Below are 14763 nucleotides of genomic sequence, written 5' to 3' on the forward strand. Positions count from 1 at the left end.
CGTGAATCCTCAGTTTCCGCTCTCCATCGAATTCCGGTTCAGCCTCTTCACGGAGCTGCGCGTCACTGACGCCTCAGGACGTCTGCTCGCCTTCGTCAAGGAAAAGACCTTCAGCATCCGCGACGAGGTGCGCGTCTACACCGACGAGTCGCGGCAGGTCCAGACCCACGGAATGCGCGCCCAGGGCCTCATGGCCGGAATGCTCGACTGGCGGGCGCGCCGGATCATCGTGCGGGCCGACGGCAGCGAGGTCGGTGCCCTTCAGGCGCAGGGGATGCGCACGCTGTGGGCCGCCGGCTACAACCTGCTGGGGCCGGGAGGACAGACCCGGTTCACCGTGCGGGACGACCACCCCTGGATGTCGCTCGTCGAGGCGGGAATCGGCGCGGTGCCCTTCATCGGGGACATCGTGGCGATGGGCTTCGACTACCTGGTCAACCCGACGTACACGGTCCTCGACCCAGGCGGCACGCCGGCCTACCGCGTCCACAAGAAGCGCAGCTTCCTGTCTCGCCGTTTCACGGTCGAGGAGCTGCGCCCGACCACCCCCGGCGACGACGAACTCGTGCTGTTGGGACTGATTCAGCTCGTGCTGCGCGAACGCGAACGCGGATGAGCGCCGTCCGCCGGTCCCGGCTTCGGCTTGCCCTTGCGGGCCGGCTTCTCGCTGAAGCTGGGCACGTGGCCGTCATAGATCCTGTAGGCGTCGCAGCGCTCACGGATAAAGCACTCGCCGCACTTCGGGGCCGTCCAGGTGCAGACCTGCCGGCCGTGCGACAACAGGTTGACGTGAAGCTCATACAGAAAGGGCGGATCGGGAGGCAGCAGCGCGAGCAGGGCGCGGTGGGCCACCTGCTCGCTCATCTGCGGGATGGTGCCCACCCGGATGTTGATGCGGAACACGTGTGTATCGACCGGAAACACGGGCCGGTGGTAGTTGAACAGCAGCACGAGCGAGGCCGTCTTGACCCCCACGCCCGGCAGATCAGTGAGCCATTTCAGGGCGTCTTTGACCGGCAGGTCGCGCAGAAAGTCGAGGTCGTAACCGCCCGGCGCGTCCCGGATGCGGCGCAGGGTCTCCTGGATACGCGGCGCCTTGCTCTCGGGGTAGTTGCTGCGGCGAATGGCGTGGGCCACGGCCTCGGTCGGCGCGGCGATGATGTCGGCCCAGTCGCCCAGTTCACGCAGCTCCTGGTAAGCAGCTTCCTCGTCAGCGTGGGTGGTGCGCTGCGAGAGGATCGTCGAGATGAGCTCGTGCATGGGGTCGCGCCGCGAGTCGAGCGGGCGCTCGCCGTATTCCTCACGGAGCCGGTCTTTCATCCAGACCAGCAGTTCGGCCCGCTCCTCGGCGGGGCGGGCCGCGTTCGGAACGGCGTCGTCAAAGAGACCCAGGGTCACGCGCCGGGGGTGCTGCTGCTCTCCACCTCATCGCGGCCGCCCTCGGCGGGCTCGTCCTTGGCGGCGGGGTCCACGTTCGGCGCCTTGCCCCGGTCTTCCTCGGGAATCGGGCGGCTCTGGCCCTCGGCGGGCGAGGTGTTGGCCGGATCGTAGCCCTTCTTCAGATCGTCGCTCATGCGCTCAGGGTGCGCCCCTGCTCTGCCCCGCAGGCGAGATGGGGGTAAAGAGTTTTTTAGAGAGGAGGCCGCCCCCGCCCGGTCTACTTTCCACCCCTCGGCACATACAGGGCCTCGCCGCCCGCCGCCCCGAAGGCCTCTTCGAGCTCGGCCACCGGCTGATCGGGATGGCTCTGCGGATCGCCGGGCAGGGTCTTCGCCCAGACCTCCAGCGCGTCGGCGTAGCCGTCGCCGTCGGCGTCCTTCCCGGCGGCCAGCACCTTGCCGAGCACCGCCGGAAACTTCACCCGGCCCCCGGCCTGCGCGTCGGCCCGGAACGCCGCGCGGATCTCCTCACCGAACGGATTCCAGGGCGCGCCGCCCGAGGCCCTCACGTGGCAGAAGGTACAGGCCATGACGCCCCGGTCGTACTCCCACAGCGGGTTGCCCTCGTCGTAGTGGAATTGCCGGATCGCGGCTGTGCGGTACTGCGGCAGCGCGAGGGCGGCCGGCACCGACAGGGCGAGGGCCGCGGCAATCAGCACTCCGGCGAGCCGCGCCCCCTTCACACCAAACCCTTCATGCCAACCACTGCGGCCCCTTGAACTCGCCGCCCAGCACACTGCGGGCGTCGAGGCCCAGCCAGCCGCCGAGCGCCCCGGCGTACACGCCCCGGAAGTCCTGCTTGTACCGGATGTCGCCCAGCGACAGGTTCTCCAGGTCGGGGCTGTCGCCGTGCACGCCGCCCTTCACGCCGTGCCCCAGCGCGAACATCACGCTGCCCTGGCCGTGGTCGGTGCCCGCGCTGGCGTTCTCGGCCACCCGGCGCCCGAACTCCGAAAAGCCCATGACGACCACCTTCTGCGCCAGCCCCTGCGCCTCCAGGTCGGCATGGAAGGCGGCCAGCCCGGCGGCGAGGTCGCCCAGCAGGCCGTCCTGCTCGCCGCGTTGCCCGGCGTGGGTATCGTAGTTGCCGTGCGACACGTACAGGATGCGCTGGCCCACCCCGGCGGCGATCAGGCGGGCGGCGTCGCGCAGTTGCGCGGCAAAGCGGCCCTCGGGATAGGTCGCCCCCTCGCGGTACTTCTTGGCATTTTTCTGCACGCGGGCGGTGTTTTTCAGCATCTGGCGGGTGGCGCGGCCCAGGTAGTCGGCCTCGCCGCCGCGCGGGGCGGCCAGCATCGCCCCGAAGGCGTCCTCCAGCCCGGCCGGCAGCTTGACCCCGAAATTGGCCACCGACTCGATGCTCGGCAGGCTGAAGGTGTCGGCCCGCAGCGCCAGGGGCGTGGTCCCGCCGACGTTGCTGGCACAGAACGGGTCGCCGAGTTTCTCGGCCACGCGCCCGATCCAGCCGTCCGCCTGCGCCTGGGCCGGGTCGGCCGTGTGCCAGATCGCCATGCTGGCGAAGTGCGAGCGGTTGGGATCGGGGTAGCCCACGTTCTCGATCCAGGCGAGCTGGCCCTTGTCCCACAGCCCCGCCAGGGGGCGCAGGCTGGGGTGCATCCCGAGGTCGGGGGTCAGGGTGAGCACGTCCTTTTTGGGAACGGCGATGGTGGGCCGCGCGGCGTAGTACGCGCCGTTCGAGTAGGGCACCAGGGTGTTGAGGCCGTCGTTGCCGCCCGTGAGCTGGATGACCACCAGGGTCCGGTCGCCGGTCGCCTGCGTGGCTGCGCGCGCCAGAAAGCCCGGCATCCCGGTCGTGGCCGCCACCGCGAGGGCGGAGAGTTTCAGGAAATCGCGCCGTGTCGTCATGAATACCTCGGAGAAAAGGCCCGCCCTAGGCGAGCTGGAATTCGGGGCTGATGAAGGCGAGGTACGTCCGCTGGGCCGGTTTGAGGCCCGCCATCGCCGGGCGCAGCAGCGTTCTCTCGCTGCCCAGCAGGGCGAGTTCGCCGGGCCACTGGGTCACCTCCGGCGCGGCCTTGCCCACAGTGAGGGACGCCGCCACGTTCATGCGGGTCAGCAGCGCTGAGTCGTTGATCCATTCCCGGCCCCCGTCCCAGCCCTTCACAGTGTCGGGTTGCAGCAGCAGTTGTCCCATGCGCCCGGCCGTCTGGGTCAGGGTCACGAGCTGCTTGGGGTCGAGCCGGGGCTGCCCCAGGGTGCGCAGCGCCGCCGCGAGATACTCGACCGGCCCCCGGATCACCGCCTGCCGCGAGCCGTAGAAGGCCGCGCTGGAGAGCAGTTCTTCGAGCACCGCTCCCAGGTCGCCCCCGGTGCGCCGGAAGGTCTCGGCGCTGCCCGTCACGGCCCCCTCGTCCGGCGTGTCGGCCACGAAGGCGCGGTGCAGCCGGCGGGCCACGAAGGTCGCCGTCTGGGGATGCGTGGCGGCCAGGCGCACCACGTCCTCGCCGGTCAGGTTGCCGCTCTGGCCCAGGTAGGTCTTGCGGCCGTCGTCGTGCTGGCGGGGCGTGAAGGTGAAGCGAGGCGTCTCCAGGTAGTTCTGGTTGCCGCGCCCACCCTCGAAGCCCCAGCCGCTCAGGGCGCGCGCCCCCTCGCGCACGTCGTCCTCGGTGTAGTGCCCGATGCCGGTCGTGAACAGTTCGAGCAGCTCGCGCGAGAAGTTCTCATTGGGCTTGCCCTTCTTGTTCTGGTCGTTGTCGAGGTAGCGCAGCATGGCGGGCGACCGCGCGATGTCCAGCGCGAAGGCCGCGAAGCTACGCCCCGCCGCGTGCGTGCGCAGCAGCCGCAGGTACTCGGCCAGCGCGGGACCGTTGCGGACCTTGTCGGTCCCGACCACGAAATGCCCGCTCCAGACCAGGGCCAGCTTTTCGCGCAGGGGCGTGGGCGAGTACGCCAGTTCGTACAGCCACCCCGCCCGCGTGAGCTGAATCATGGCGCCGGGGGTGGCCCCACTCTGGGGGTCGAAAGGATTGCCGGGCGTGGGCTGCGGCCCCGCACCCAGGGCAGGAAAATTCAGGGCGGCGCGGGCGACCTCACGGGCGTCCTTGCCGGCCAGGGCGCGGATCTGCGCGTCGGTCGCGCCGAAAGCCGTGCGCCGCAGGAAATGCGCGGCGTCCTCGGCCGAAAGGGGTTTGGAATAGGGGGACAGACTCATGGGCACCTCGCCGGAAAGCGGATAAAAAGAGGGGACTTCAGGGGTTGGAGGCGGCGGGAGGCAGAAAAGTTCCCAGCTCCGCCTCGGCCACGCCGCGCACCCCGGCCAGGGCCGCCGCTAGGGCGCTTTGCGGCAGGTTGCCGACGAGCCACACCGCCCGCGCGCCCACCCGCCGCGAGGCCACGCCGGGGGCCGGGGCGACCGCGCGCGGGGCCGTCACGAGGGCCAGCACGTTCACCCCGTCGCTGAGGGTGATCTCCACACCGCCCTGCGCGCGCGGCCGCGCTTCTACCGGCACGAACCCAGGCGGTAGCCGCAGGCCCGGCAGAGCGGCCAGGACCGCTGCCCGCAGGCCCGCAGGCGCGGCGGCGGGCGCGGGCCGGGCAACCCGCCGGGGCGAGGCCTCGACCGTCCGGAGGGCGGCGCGGCGCGACAGACCCCCCTGCGCGTCCCGTTCCTCATAGGCCAGCGGGACATTCCAGGCGAGGTCCACCCATAGCGACCATCGCGCCGCCTGCCCAGTCTTGGGCACGAGGTCGAACCGGGCCGTGGGCCGCCCGGCCACCACGTCGCCGTCTGCCCGCGTCACTGAGAAGTTGCGCAGGAGCAGGGCGGGGCGCAGGGGCACCGCCGGAAGCTGGGCCGCCGAGCGGGTGGGCTGCGCGCGCGGCGGAAAGTTCACGGTGATCTCGGCGGCGCCGCGCGCCGACTGCGTGCGCGATTGCCGCAGGGCCGAGAGAAGGTCGTCGGCGGGAGCGGCCAGGGCGCCGGACACCCCTCCGGGCGCCAATAGCGCGGCCCAGACGAGCGCCCTCACCATCCAGCCTCGGCGCCCGTCGTCTCTGTCTCTGTGCCGGCCGTCTCCGTGCCGCCGTAGGCCGCCTGCACATAGACGTCGTAGGCGGCGCTGACCGGCAGAGGGGAAGAGGGGCGCAGTGCGGCGACCCCCGCGACCGCCGCCGCCGAGGCGAGCAGCGCCGAGAGGCCGCCCGCCCACGTCCGCCGCCGCTGGCGGGCCAGCCGGGCGCGGTGAGCGCTCAGAAACCGTCCGGCCGCGCCCTCGTCGGCTGGGGTGGGCTGCCGGGCCTCGGCCAACAGGCGGTCGAGGGGATCGAAATCGGGATGGGGATAGGTCATGGCAGGTTCCTCGGGAATCGGGTGGGGGCTTCGGGAGCGCCTCAGTCGTCGGCGCGCATCCCGGCCGCGGTCAGCCACACCCGCAGGGCGGCGCGGCCCCGCGCGATGCGGCTCTTGACGGTGCCGAGTTCCGCGCCCGTCACAGCTGAGATCTCGGCATAGTCCAGGCCCGAGATCTCGCGCAGGGTCACGGCCTCGCGCTGCTCGGGGGACAGGGTCGCCAGCGCCTGCGCCAGCCGCTCGCGCACCTGCGCCTGCTCCCCCCCACGCGCCGGGCTGTGCGGGGCGGCGGGCTCGGGCAGGATGTCGAGCGGCAGCGCCGAGCGGCGGCGCAGGGCGTGGGCGCAGGCGTTCAGGGTCACGCGGTGCAGCCAGGTCGAGAACTGCGCCTCACCCCGGAAACTCTTCAGCCCCCGGTGAGCGGCGATGAACACCTCCTGCACCACGTCGTCGGCCGCGCCGGGGCCCACCGTGCTGGCGGCCAGGCGGTGCACGGCCGGGGCGTGCCGCCTCACCAGCGCCTCGAAGGCCCGCTCGTCGCGCGCCGAGAGGCGAACCAGTTCGGCGTCGTCCAGAGAATCGTGGGGATCACGCAAAGTCACCTCACAGCTTAGAGGCGCCGCACGCGCGCAAAGTTCCCGGCTTCCCGCTTCGTCCCGTTCCGGGGAAGGAGACGCCCGCTAGACTGGGAGGCGATGACTCCGCGTTCCCTCTCGCGCTCAGCCGAGGACTACCTCAAGCACCTGCTGCGGCTGGGCCAGAGCGGCAAGGTGAGTACCCAGGCCCTGGCCGACGCCCTGGAAGTGGCGCCGGCCAGCGTCACCGGAATGCTCAAGAAGCTGGGCGAGCAGGGCCTGGTGTCGCACGCGCCGTACCAGGGCGCGCGCCTGACCGCCGAGGGCGAGCGCGTCGCGCTGGAGGTCCTGCGGCACCACCGCCTCCTCGAACTGTTTCTGCACCGGGCGCTGGGCGTGCCGCTCGACGAGGTCCACGAGGAAGCCGAGCGGCTGGAACACGCGCTGTCCGAGCGCCTCGAGGCCCGTATCGCCGCGTGGCTGGGCGACCCCACCCACGACCCGCACGGCGACCCGATTCCCACGCTGGAGGGAGAACTGCCCGAGCGCGCCGAGCGCCGGCTCTCGCAACTGGCTCCCGGCGACCACGCCACCGTCGCGCGCGTCCCCGACACCGACGCGGTGCAGCTCCGGGCGCTCATCGCCGCCGACCTGACCCCCGGCGCGCGGCTGCGGGTGCGCGCCGTGGACACCGCCCTGGGCACCCTGACGGCCGAGGTGGCCGGCCACCCGCTGACCCTGTCGCTGGGAGTCGCGGCGCAGGTCCAGGTGCACGCGGCGGTGGACGAAGAGGCGCCACAATAGACCCATGTCCGACAAGGAACTCAATTTCGCCCGCGAGATCCTCGGCGAGCGCCGTTACCGCGAGGTGCCCGACGACGAGATTCTGCGTGAGGCCGAACGCCTGCTGCACGAGTGGATGAGCGGCGAGGTCCGGATGGAGCGCCCCAAGCTGTACGACCACTATGCCCTGCTGCTGCTGGCCCTGACCCGCCACACCCGCGAGCTCGAAAACCGTGTGGCCGCCCTGGAAGGCCGCGCGCCGTGACGCCGAGGGTCAAGGTCTGCGGCACGACCAATGTGGCCGACGCGGTTCAGGCCGCCGAGGCCGGCGCCGACGCCCTGGGCTTCATCTTCGCGCCGGTCAGCAAGCGGCTCGTGACGGCCAAGGCGGCGCGTGAGGCCGGGCTGGCGGCGGGACCGACGGTGGCGCGCGTAGGGGTCTTTCTCAACCAGGGTCTCGACGAGGTGCTGCGCACCGCCGAGGCCGCCCGGGTCTCGGCGGTGCAGGTACACGGGTCTTTACCTGGACTTTACGTGAGGCATCTAGCGGCGTATTATCCCGTCTTGCGTGTCGTGCGCCCGGACGAACTGACCGGCGCGGCGCGTGAGTGGGCCGGCGTGCCCGGCGTCACCCTGATGCTTGACGCCCCGGAGCCGGGCGCAGGAAGGCCGCTGGACTGGGCCGCCCTGCGTGCCGACTTTCCGGCAGGGGCGTGGCTGGCCGGAGGCTTGGGAGCCGCGAACGTAGCGCAGGCAATTTCCGAGTTGAACCCGGCAGGAGTGGACGCAGTCAGCTGCCTGGAGCGGGCCCCTGGCCGCAAAGAGCCGGCAGCCGTTCGGGCCTTCGTGGAGGCGGTAAGGGGCACGGCCGGGGCAGGTTATCCACAGTGAAACGGCCAGATGTGGATAAATAGGCGAGTCCAGGTCGCCGGGGGCTGCGGTCCGTGCTACACGTCATTCCTGTTCCCAGTCGTCTGGGAGCCCTGGCCCTTTCGCTCCCCCTTGTCCACAGGGGCTGTGGATAACTTTGTGGATAACCCGAAAGTGCCCGCTACGGCGCCGCCAGGGGGGAAAGCCCGAGCCCATTCGCCAGCGCGCGGCCAGCCTGAACGATGTCGGCCGCGCCGCCCAGATCTATGCCCACTCCCGCAAACGGCACCCGCGCGAGCGTGTGCGCCTTGACGTTCAGATTTTCCAGGTTGCCGTGATCGCTGCCCAGGACCACCCGCGGGCCCGCCTGCAAGATTCCTTCCAGCAGGGCATCCACCCGCGCCAAGTAGGCGCGGCACGCCGCCAGCACCTCTGGCGGCGTGGGCACGCGGCCCCGGTGGCCCAGCAGGTCCCCGAACCACAGGTCGGCCACGAGGAGGTCGGCACCGTGGGCCGCGAGACCCAGGGCCTCGCCCAGACGTGACAACTCGGCGAGGTCACGCACCGGCGTCCACGGCTCGGCGTAGCTCAGGCCCAGGGTCGCCGGAATCAGGGGGAACCCCGGCGGGTTCAGGGGGAGCCCGGCGGCCCCGAAAGCGTAGGGAAAGCAGCCGGCACGCGGCCGGCGGGCCTGCGCCGCGAAATACTCGGGCACGTAGGAGTTGACGAGGGCTGCGCGGCCCCCCGCCGCCGTCAGCCGCCCCGGCAGGCCCGCGGCGCGCAGCAGGCGCTGCAACGTGGGGCCAGGGTGGGGGCCGAAATGCTCGCCCATGTAGCGCACGGCGTCCTGACCGGTCAGCCAGCAGCTCTGGCCGGTCCCCGACTGCGGCAGGCCCGGCACCCCCAGGGTCGTGTCGAGGGCCAGTCCGGCGTCCACCAGCGGGCGCAGGGTAGGCAGGTCCTGATCCCACACCGATTCCGGCGGTGCGTCGGCCGGGTGGCCCACCCCGTCCAGGGCCAGCCACACCAGCCCGGCAGGGGAGGCGGCAGTCATGCCCCGAGGCTAGCGCAGCGGCGCACCGGGCTTCACGAGGATCAATCCTTCCTCACGCTCACCCCACGTCCGTTCAGGTCCGGTCGGGAGAATAGGCACACTGCGCCTCCTTTCTCCGCTCTCTTCCCTCGTCATCACCCCAGGAGTTTTCATGACCCGCACCGTCCTGCTGACCTTTTCCCTTCTTGCCGCGCCGCTGGCCCACGCCCAGACCGCGCCCGTCCAGACTCCGGCTGCACCCGCCCAGACCGCGCCCGAGGCCGCCACCTTCGCCTCGGCGGCCGACGCGGCGGCGCAGGCCCGCGACCTCGCCGCCCGTGCCCGGCAGACGTACCCCAGCGGCAGCGTCAATATCGACCAGCCGCTGTGGAAACAGGCCGCCGCCGCCGCCGAAGGCGCCGTGAAGGCCGAACCGCGCAACGCGGGCTACCTGCGCCTGCGGGCCGAGATCTATACCGAGGTGGGCTTCTGGCGTCAGGCGCAGCTCGGGTGGGAAGCCTATTTCCAGGTGAATCCGGGCGCGGGCGCGGAGGAAAAACGCGCCGCCGCGAGTGCGCTCTACAACCTCGGATACGCGGCCTACACGCGCAACCAGCCCTCACAGGCCTCTATCCTGTTCCGGCAGTGCCTGACGCTGGACCCCCAGAACGCGCTGTGCGCAGGCTGGGCGGCCCGCACCGCCCTGGAGGCTGGACAGTACGCCCAGGCCCAGGAGCTGTACGCCCAGGCGCTGCGCGGCGCCCCGAACGACAAGTCGCTGGCCTACTTCGCCGGACTGGCCCAGAAGGCCGGCACCTACGGCCCCGCCGCCACGCGGGCCTTCAGCCGGGCGTATGCCGACCTGGACGCGGGGCGTAAACCCCAGGCCCTGGCCGGATTTCAGGAGGCGGCGCGCTCGGCGCCCAACTTCGCCGAGGCGCAGCGAGAAGCCGGGCGACTGGCCCTCGAACTGGGCGACGCAGGCGCGGCCGTGACGGCTTACCAGGGCGCGACCGGACTGCCGGGCGCCAGCGCCGCCGACCGCTACAACCTCGCCCTGGCGCAGGAAGGCCAGCAGTTCGGTCTGGCGGCCGTGCAGACCTTCCGCGCGGCGTACGCCCGCTATACGGCAGGCGACAGGGCGGGCGCCGAGGCCGGTTTTGCCCAGGCGACCACTCAGAATGCCAACTACGCCAAGGCCTGGGCCTGGCTGGGCCGCGTGCGCTACGAGGCCAAGAACTACGCGGCGGCGGCCGAGGCCTACGGCAACGCCGCGCGCCTGGACCCTAATGACAAGACGAGCGCCTACTACCTGCGTCTGGCGCAGCAGGGCAAGTAACGCCGGAAAGGGGAGCCGGGCCGCTTGCTATACTGCGGGCTGCGCCGAAACTGCGCTCCCGTTCTCTGCACCCGTAGCTCAGATGGATAGAGCGGCCCCCTCCTAAGGGGCAGGCCACTGGTTCGAATCCAGTCGAGTGCACCAAGAAAGGCCCCGCCTAGTGCGGGGTTCTACTTTTCAAAGCCTCTTCCCTTCCTTCAGCCGTGACCAACCCATGACCAACGGTAAAACAGGAACAGTTCCCAAGGTCCTATCTAGACAAGTGTAGTGTTGGGTTACCCACAGAAAGACCGCTATGGCAAGGGCATAATTGAGACCATGGATACGCTATGAACAGTCATTAAATTTTGCCATGCTGCATTCCGGTTGACAAAATTGGCAGATTTCTTCAAGATTTGTCCATGACGATCTCTATCCCCCTGTTCGCGCATCTGGGCCCAAAACCTGACCTTGCCTTCCAAGCGGCGGTTGAGCATCCCGCTTTTTTCGCCATTGCTGGCATAGTCGAGCGGGTTTACGACGTCGCTATGGACGAGGGGAAGAAGCTTCTCGCATCTGGACCTGACAGGAGAAGGGTCGTTCCTCACCTGCGACAAGCCATCCTTGAGGAGGAGATTCGAAAGCTGCCGGTACGCTTCCCGGATGTGGTAGCGACAAATCAGCCCTACAAGACCGGGAATGGCAGCTTCGTCCTGCTGCGAATTCAAGATGCGCTGGTCTGTGTAGCGTGCGTAAGGAATGAGGACGCCTTGCCGCGTAAAGCAGAATTCCGGGCGGTGCTCAGACGCCTTAATCAGTGGACGTTGGAAGAGTCTATGAGTGGGGCAGGTCCTCTCCAACACATCTTGGTGACGCATGGGGCATCCAAAGGGGACATGAGTAAGCCCGCGTTCACCTTAGCTACCAAGCCCAGTGCCTGCGGCACTTACTACCTGCAAAAATACGACCTGCGTCAGCACCCTACGGCGAACTTGGTTCTCCCGACGCCGCAGACGCCTATTACCCCTGCTGCTGGTGTACAGCTTGAGCGCCAGGTATCTCTCAAAGCGCGCGCGAAGCAGCAGAACGAGGAGTGACGTACATGTCTGAAGTCCCCACAACTTTCGTTGGGACTCGTCTGAAACAAGCTCGTGAAGTTTTCGGTCTTTCAGTCGAGTCTTTGGGCGAAATGCTAGGTGTAACACGCCAAGCAGTCGATCAATTCGAGAAAGGTAAGGAACCGAGCTTGGATGTTCTCTTGAAGCTCTGTTCCATACTCAATAAACCTGCTAGCTATTTTGTAAGGCCAGTTATCACCTCTTACGCTGATGAAACTGTATTTTTTAGAAAACTTAAAAAGGCACCAGTAGTTGAGATTAAGAGTGCTAAATCCGTGGCTGAATGGGTAGGGGAAGTAGTTTACCTGTTAGATAAGGAGGTCAACTTCCCTAATGTAAATCTACCAAGAAGTCTAATAAGGCATGAAAATCCCCTACAAATTACCAATGATGAAATCGAGTTATCAGCAAAAACCCTAAGAAGTTTTTGGGGATTATCTGATCTACCAATAGATAATATGATTGCCCTATTGGAAAAAAACGGAATTGTCGTCGTTAGAACTCAACTACATTCGCACGATGTCGACGGCTTTTCAGTATGGGACAAAGCAATTGATAGACCCATTGTCGTGCTTAATGCAGACAAGGCTTCTGCTGTAAGATCGCGCTTCGATGCGGCACACGAATTAGGTCATCTAGTAATGCATCGCTGGATATCCAAGGATAAGCTTAAAGCTTACGACACAGAGCTTGAGAAACAAGCTCATTACTTTGCGTCATGCTTCTTGCTTCCTCCAGAGCCATTTACAAAACAGGTGTTTACAGCTTCTATGCTTGAACTTCGCTCACTAAAAACATATTGGAAAGTTTCTATTGGAGCTATGATCAAAAGGCTCGAAGCCCTTAGCTTAATTGACAAGGACGAGTCGCGTCGGGTATGGGCTAACTATAACCGTCGTGGCTGGAGAACAGAAGAACCTTTCGACGATGATTGGCAAGCAGAGTCGCCTTCTCTACTCAAAGACGCCGCTGAGATCTTAGTTGAAAATGATATATACGATAATATGCAACTCCTAGAATTACTTTTCCCAGACGAAAACTATCTTGCCAAAATTACCAACCTGGATCCATCTTTCTACAGACCTAAATCGAATATCTCCGTAAAGCAATCTCCTACTAATTTGAAATTTGCAAGATAGTGCAAGGGCCGGTAATTATACCGGCCCTTGCACTATCTTAGTTTACTGAAAACTTTCTACCGGATAATAGATCGGATAAACCAATCGCCCACTCTTCATGCTCGCTTTGATAGACGGTACGATAGACGTCCGCAGTGAAAGAAGGGCGCGAGTGCCCCAGTTTCTGACTAACTACTTCCAGCGGCACACCCCGGCGCAACATTAGGGAAGCGTGCGTATGCCGCAGCCCATGTACCGTCACCTGACGCACACGTGCCTTCTTGCAGAACACCTCGAGATAGCGCTTCAACTTATCAGGTAGTAAACGCACGCCAGAAATGCCCGTGAAGACATATCCTGTGTCCTGCCAGATACGTTTACGCTCATACCCTTTCTCATGCCCTGGCACAGGTTGCCCAGGCGAGAGAGCGGTCCGCTCCAGGTCTTGCACAGCCTGCTGCCGCCTCAGGCAATCCAGCGCCTCGCTGGACAGATGCACGCGCCGCGCACTCTTCGCCGTCTTGGGGGTGCTGATCTGCGACTTGCCGCCCACCGTGACCAGATTCTCAATGATACGGATGGTCCCCGCTTCTATGTCGACGTGCGCCCATTTCAGCCCACACGCCTCGCCCCTGCGTAGGCCGGTGTGCAGCATAAATTCAAAGACCAGCCCCCAACGACTCGCCTGAAGCGCGGGTAGAAGTGCGGCTACCTCTTCAGCCGTTAGGGCCTTCTCTTCCTGCGGTGCATCCCGCCTCACAGGCTGGGGCCGGATTACGGCTGTCGGGTCACGCATGACCAGCTCAAGGCGTAGTGCCTCGCTAAAGGCCCCATGCAAGATGTTGTGCGTCTGTCGCTGTGTGTCGGTCAGGCCGGCTGCGCCCAGCGCCGTGTACAGCGCTCGCAAGTCGGCGGGGCGCACATCCTGCAGGCGCTTCCGGCCTAGGCGAGGGGCAATGTGCAGGTCAATGAGCTTCCGGTAGTTGTGGTGGGTCTTGACGGCCAGACTAGAGCGCTTGCCTTCAAGCCATCTGTCCAGCCATTCGCTGAGCGTTACCCGATCGGGTGCTGCCACGCCGCCGCGCAGGTGGTCAGCCTGGGCCTGGGTCATAGCAGCCCAGGCGTCCTTCTCTGTGGCCTCTGTGCCGCTCTTACGGATGGGTGTCCCGTCCGGCTTCAGGCCGACTGTGATCCGCCAACGGTAGCGCCCACTGGGCAACAGGTCGAGACTGCCGCGCCCGTTCCCAGCCTTCTGCTCCCCAGCCTTTGCGCGCGCCTTGGGCATGGCTCAGCTCTCCTGCTTTGGGACGGCGATTAGTTCCATGCCTAGAGCGTCAAGCACCTTCTGCCAGTTGTCCGGCACCTTACCCACTGTCCCACTAAGTAGCCGGGTAACGTTTGCCCGCTCAATTCCAGTCATATCAGCGAGTTCTTGGTGGGTCAGATCTCGTGCCTTCAGGGTGTTTTTGACGCTCTGGCGAACCTTCTCATTCATTCCTTGCATTGTATCACCTCTTGACACAATGTATCATAAAGCGATACAATTTCAAGTAGCAGAAAGGCCGGTCAACCCTAGGAAAGTTCCCGGCCTTCTGACTCCCCCAAGACAGGAAGGAATCACATGCAAGAGTACGCCACCCACAGCACCACCGTTCCCGCCAAGGCCCGCGCGATCACCCGCACCTGGAACACCGTCACCCACGACTGCATGGACGGCGCAGTCGTGCAGGTCCGGCACCACACCGTCACCCTGACCCGCACGGACGCCGGCTTGGTCGCCGAGATCGACGGGCAGCCTGCCAACATACTCAAGGCTGACCAGATCCTGCGCGGCGCGACCTTCCGCACCGTGACGGCCGAGGTGCTTGAGGCCCCGGCCACCATCGGGAAGGCCCGCGCCTACCGCCTGCACAAGATCATGGGCCGCTTGGGTCTGCACGAGCACTACGGCCTGGCCGCCCGCGCCCTGGGCCGCGACGTCTTCAGCCTGGCCGCGCTGACCGAAGCCGAGGCGCGCACGGTCTGGGCCTTCGTGGTGAACTTGCTCCCCCACGCCCGCGAGCTGGCCGCCGCCTGATTCCCCAGAGGGACACGGCTCAGCGTGTCCCTTCCTGCTTCAAATCCCCCGGAGGAAGTCCCGGGCAGACCAGCCGCCGGGACCTTCCTTCAGTGCTCAGCTCGACCCGATAAGGAAGGCCCA

Annotated in this window: 19 protein-coding genes and 1 tRNA gene; 9 read left to right on the forward strand and 11 right to left on the reverse strand. The window is 66.6% G+C overall.

Going from position 1 to position 14763, the window contains the following annotated elements; genetic code table 11:
- Position 1: 1 nt before the first annotated feature.
- Positions 2 to 616 (forward strand): hypothetical protein, encoded by a 615-nt coding sequence (locus ASF71_RS13825; protein WP_056301251.1) that lies wholly within the window; start codon positions 2 to 4, stop codon positions 614 to 616.
- On the opposite strand, the gene nth is transcribed toward ASF71_RS13825, so the two are convergent.
- The 8 genes from nth to ASF71_RS13865 form a co-directional block, all read right to left on the reverse strand.
- On the reverse strand, positions 583 to 1320 hold the full coding sequence (gene nth / locus ASF71_RS13830) for an endonuclease III (protein WP_235514505.1): 738 nt from the start codon (positions 1318 to 1320) through the stop codon (positions 583 to 585). The genes ASF71_RS13825 and nth overlap by 34 nt on opposite strands.
- 74 nt (positions 1321 to 1394) lie before the next feature.
- On the reverse strand, positions 1395 to 1574 hold the full coding sequence (locus tag ASF71_RS13835; RefSeq protein ID WP_056301254.1) for a hypothetical protein: 180 nt from the start codon (positions 1572 to 1574) through the stop codon (positions 1395 to 1397).
- Between the two features lie 83 nt (positions 1575 to 1657).
- The gene (locus ASF71_RS13840; protein ID WP_235514461.1) at positions 1658 to 2122 is read right to left on the reverse strand and encodes a hypothetical protein; all 465 of its coding nucleotides are present in this window, start codon (positions 2120 to 2122) and stop codon (positions 1658 to 1660) included.
- Positions 2123 to 2132: 10 nt separating this feature from the next.
- A complete protein-coding gene (locus ASF71_RS13845) occupies positions 2133 to 3305 on the reverse strand; it encodes a DUF1501 domain-containing protein (RefSeq protein WP_056301257.1) in 1173 nt (390 codons plus the stop codon).
- 25 nt (positions 3306 to 3330) lie between these two features.
- Positions 3331 to 4611 (reverse strand): DUF1800 family protein, encoded by a 1281-nt coding sequence (locus tag ASF71_RS13850; protein WP_056301260.1) that lies wholly within the window; start codon positions 4609 to 4611, stop codon positions 3331 to 3333.
- Positions 4612 to 4648: 37 nt separating this feature from the next.
- Positions 4649 to 5386, reverse strand: a complete 738-nt coding sequence (locus ASF71_RS13855; RefSeq protein WP_235514464.1) for a transcriptional regulator — start codon at positions 5384 to 5386, stop codon at positions 4649 to 4651.
- A 38-nt stretch (positions 5387 to 5424) separates the two neighbouring features.
- Entirely contained in the window at positions 5425 to 5748 is a 324-nt protein-coding gene (locus ASF71_RS13860) for a hypothetical protein (RefSeq protein ID WP_056301266.1), read from the reverse strand.
- Positions 5749 to 5789: 41 nt separating this feature from the next.
- On the reverse strand, positions 5790 to 6350 hold the full coding sequence (locus ASF71_RS13865) for an RNA polymerase sigma factor (RefSeq protein WP_369815000.1): 561 nt from the start codon (positions 6348 to 6350) through the stop codon (positions 5790 to 5792).
- A gap of 93 nt (positions 6351 to 6443) precedes the next feature.
- Between ASF71_RS13865 and ASF71_RS13870 the strand changes: the two genes are divergently transcribed.
- Genes ASF71_RS13870 through ASF71_RS13880 form a run of 3 tightly spaced genes read left to right on the forward strand, consistent with a single transcriptional unit; the run spans position 6444 to position 7997 of the window.
- Complete coding sequence (locus tag ASF71_RS13870) at positions 6444 to 7127, forward strand: metal-dependent transcriptional regulator (RefSeq protein WP_056301269.1); 684 nt, start codon at positions 6444 to 6446, stop codon at positions 7125 to 7127.
- A 4-nt stretch (positions 7128 to 7131) separates the two neighbouring features.
- Positions 7132 to 7371: a hypothetical protein gene (locus tag ASF71_RS13875; RefSeq protein ID WP_056301272.1), complete on the forward strand. Its 240-nt coding sequence runs from the start codon at positions 7132 to 7134 to the stop codon at positions 7369 to 7371.
- Positions 7368 to 7997, forward strand: coding sequence for a phosphoribosylanthranilate isomerase (locus ASF71_RS13880; protein WP_056301275.1), 630 nt, complete (start codon positions 7368 to 7370; stop codon positions 7995 to 7997). The genes ASF71_RS13875 and ASF71_RS13880 overlap by 4 nt, the downstream gene beginning before the upstream one ends.
- Positions 7998 to 8157: 160 nt before the next feature.
- Here the strand turns inward: ASF71_RS13880 and ASF71_RS13885 are convergent, their stop codons facing one another.
- Positions 8158 to 9030: a metalloenzyme domain protein gene (locus ASF71_RS13885; protein WP_056301279.1), complete on the reverse strand. Its 873-nt coding sequence runs from the start codon at positions 9028 to 9030 to the stop codon at positions 8158 to 8160.
- A gap of 151 nt (positions 9031 to 9181) precedes the next feature.
- Here ASF71_RS13885 and ASF71_RS13890 point away from each other — a divergent pair, with 151 nt between their 5' ends.
- The 4 genes from ASF71_RS13890 (at position 9182) to ASF71_RS22905 (ending at position 12584) form a co-directional block, all read left to right on the forward strand.
- Entirely contained in the window at positions 9182 to 10348 is a 1167-nt protein-coding gene (locus tag ASF71_RS13890) for a tetratricopeptide repeat protein (protein WP_056301281.1), read from the forward strand.
- Between the two features lie 67 nt (positions 10349 to 10415).
- A tRNA-Arg gene (locus tag ASF71_RS13895) sits at positions 10416 to 10492 on the forward strand.
- Between the two features lie 257 nt (positions 10493 to 10749).
- A complete protein-coding gene (locus ASF71_RS13900) occupies positions 10750 to 11424 on the forward strand; it encodes a hypothetical protein (RefSeq protein WP_056301284.1) in 675 nt (224 codons plus the stop codon).
- Between the two features lie 5 nt (positions 11425 to 11429).
- The gene (locus tag ASF71_RS22905) at positions 11430 to 12584 is read left to right on the forward strand and encodes an ImmA/IrrE family metallo-endopeptidase (protein WP_156372827.1); all 1155 of its coding nucleotides are present in this window, start codon (positions 11430 to 11432) and stop codon (positions 12582 to 12584) included.
- 37 nt (positions 12585 to 12621) lie between these two features.
- Here ASF71_RS22905 and ASF71_RS13905 read toward each other — a convergent pair whose 3' ends face one another.
- On the reverse strand, positions 12622 to 13848 hold the full coding sequence (locus ASF71_RS13905) for a tyrosine-type recombinase/integrase (protein ID WP_056301286.1): 1227 nt from the start codon (positions 13846 to 13848) through the stop codon (positions 12622 to 12624).
- Positions 13849 to 13851: 3 nt separating this feature from the next.
- Positions 13852 to 14058 carry a helix-turn-helix transcriptional regulator gene (locus tag ASF71_RS13910; protein WP_235514466.1) on the reverse strand — a complete coding sequence of 69 codons (207 nt, stop codon included), beginning with the start codon at positions 14056 to 14058 and terminating at the stop codon, positions 13852 to 13854.
- 126 nt (positions 14059 to 14184) lie between these two features.
- Here ASF71_RS13910 and ASF71_RS13915 point away from each other — a divergent pair, with 126 nt between their 5' ends.
- A complete protein-coding gene (locus ASF71_RS13915; protein WP_056301291.1) occupies positions 14185 to 14640 on the forward strand; it encodes a hypothetical protein in 456 nt (151 codons plus the stop codon).
- Positions 14641 to 14763: the final 123 nt, after the last annotated feature.

The sequence above is a fragment of the Deinococcus sp. Leaf326 genome (genome assembly GCF_001424185.1).
GTDB lineage: Bacteria > Deinococcota > Deinococci > Deinococcales > Deinococcaceae > Deinococcus.

Bases quoted from the DNA above. Each gene is read 5' to 3' on its own strand.
- nth (WP_235514505.1), bottom strand. From the start codon at position 1,320: ATGAAAGACCGGCTCCGTGAGGAATACGGCGAGCGCCCGCTCGACTCG.
- ASF71_RS13835 (WP_056301254.1), bottom strand. From the start codon at position 1,574: ATGAGCGACGATCTGAAGAAGGGCTACGATCCGGCCAACACCTCGCCC.
- ASF71_RS13845 (WP_056301257.1), bottom strand. From the start codon at position 3,305: ATGACGACACGGCGCGATTTCCTGAAACTCTCCGCCCTCGCGGTGGCG.
- ASF71_RS13850 (WP_056301260.1), bottom strand. From the start codon at position 4,611: ATGAGTCTGTCCCCCTATTCCAAACCCCTTTCGGCCGAGGACGCCGCG.
- ASF71_RS13860 (WP_056301266.1), bottom strand. From the start codon at position 5,748: ATGACCTATCCCCATCCCGATTTCGATCCCCTCGACCGCCTGTTGGCC.
- ASF71_RS13870 (WP_056301269.1), top strand. From the start codon at position 6,444: ATGACTCCGCGTTCCCTCTCGCGCTCAGCCGAGGACTACCTCAAGCAC.
- ASF71_RS13875 (WP_056301272.1), top strand. From the start codon at position 7,132: ATGTCCGACAAGGAACTCAATTTCGCCCGCGAGATCCTCGGCGAGCGC.
- ASF71_RS13885 (WP_056301279.1), bottom strand. From the start codon at position 9,030: ATGACTGCCGCCTCCCCTGCCGGGCTGGTGTGGCTGGCCCTGGACGGG.
- ASF71_RS13890 (WP_056301281.1), top strand. From the start codon at position 9,182: ATGACCCGCACCGTCCTGCTGACCTTTTCCCTTCTTGCCGCGCCGCTG.
- ASF71_RS13900 (WP_056301284.1), top strand. From the start codon at position 10,750: ATGACGATCTCTATCCCCCTGTTCGCGCATCTGGGCCCAAAACCTGAC.
- ASF71_RS22905 (WP_156372827.1), top strand. From the start codon at position 11,430: ATGTCTGAAGTCCCCACAACTTTCGTTGGGACTCGTCTGAAACAAGCT.
- ASF71_RS13905 (WP_056301286.1), bottom strand. From the start codon at position 13,848: ATGCCCAAGGCGCGCGCAAAGGCTGGGGAGCAGAAGGCTGGGAACGGG.
- ASF71_RS13910 (WP_235514466.1), bottom strand. From the start codon at position 14,058: ATGAATGAGAAGGTTCGCCAGAGCGTCAAAAACACCCTGAAGGCACGA.
- ASF71_RS13915 (WP_056301291.1), top strand. From the start codon at position 14,185: ATGCAAGAGTACGCCACCCACAGCACCACCGTTCCCGCCAAGGCCCGC.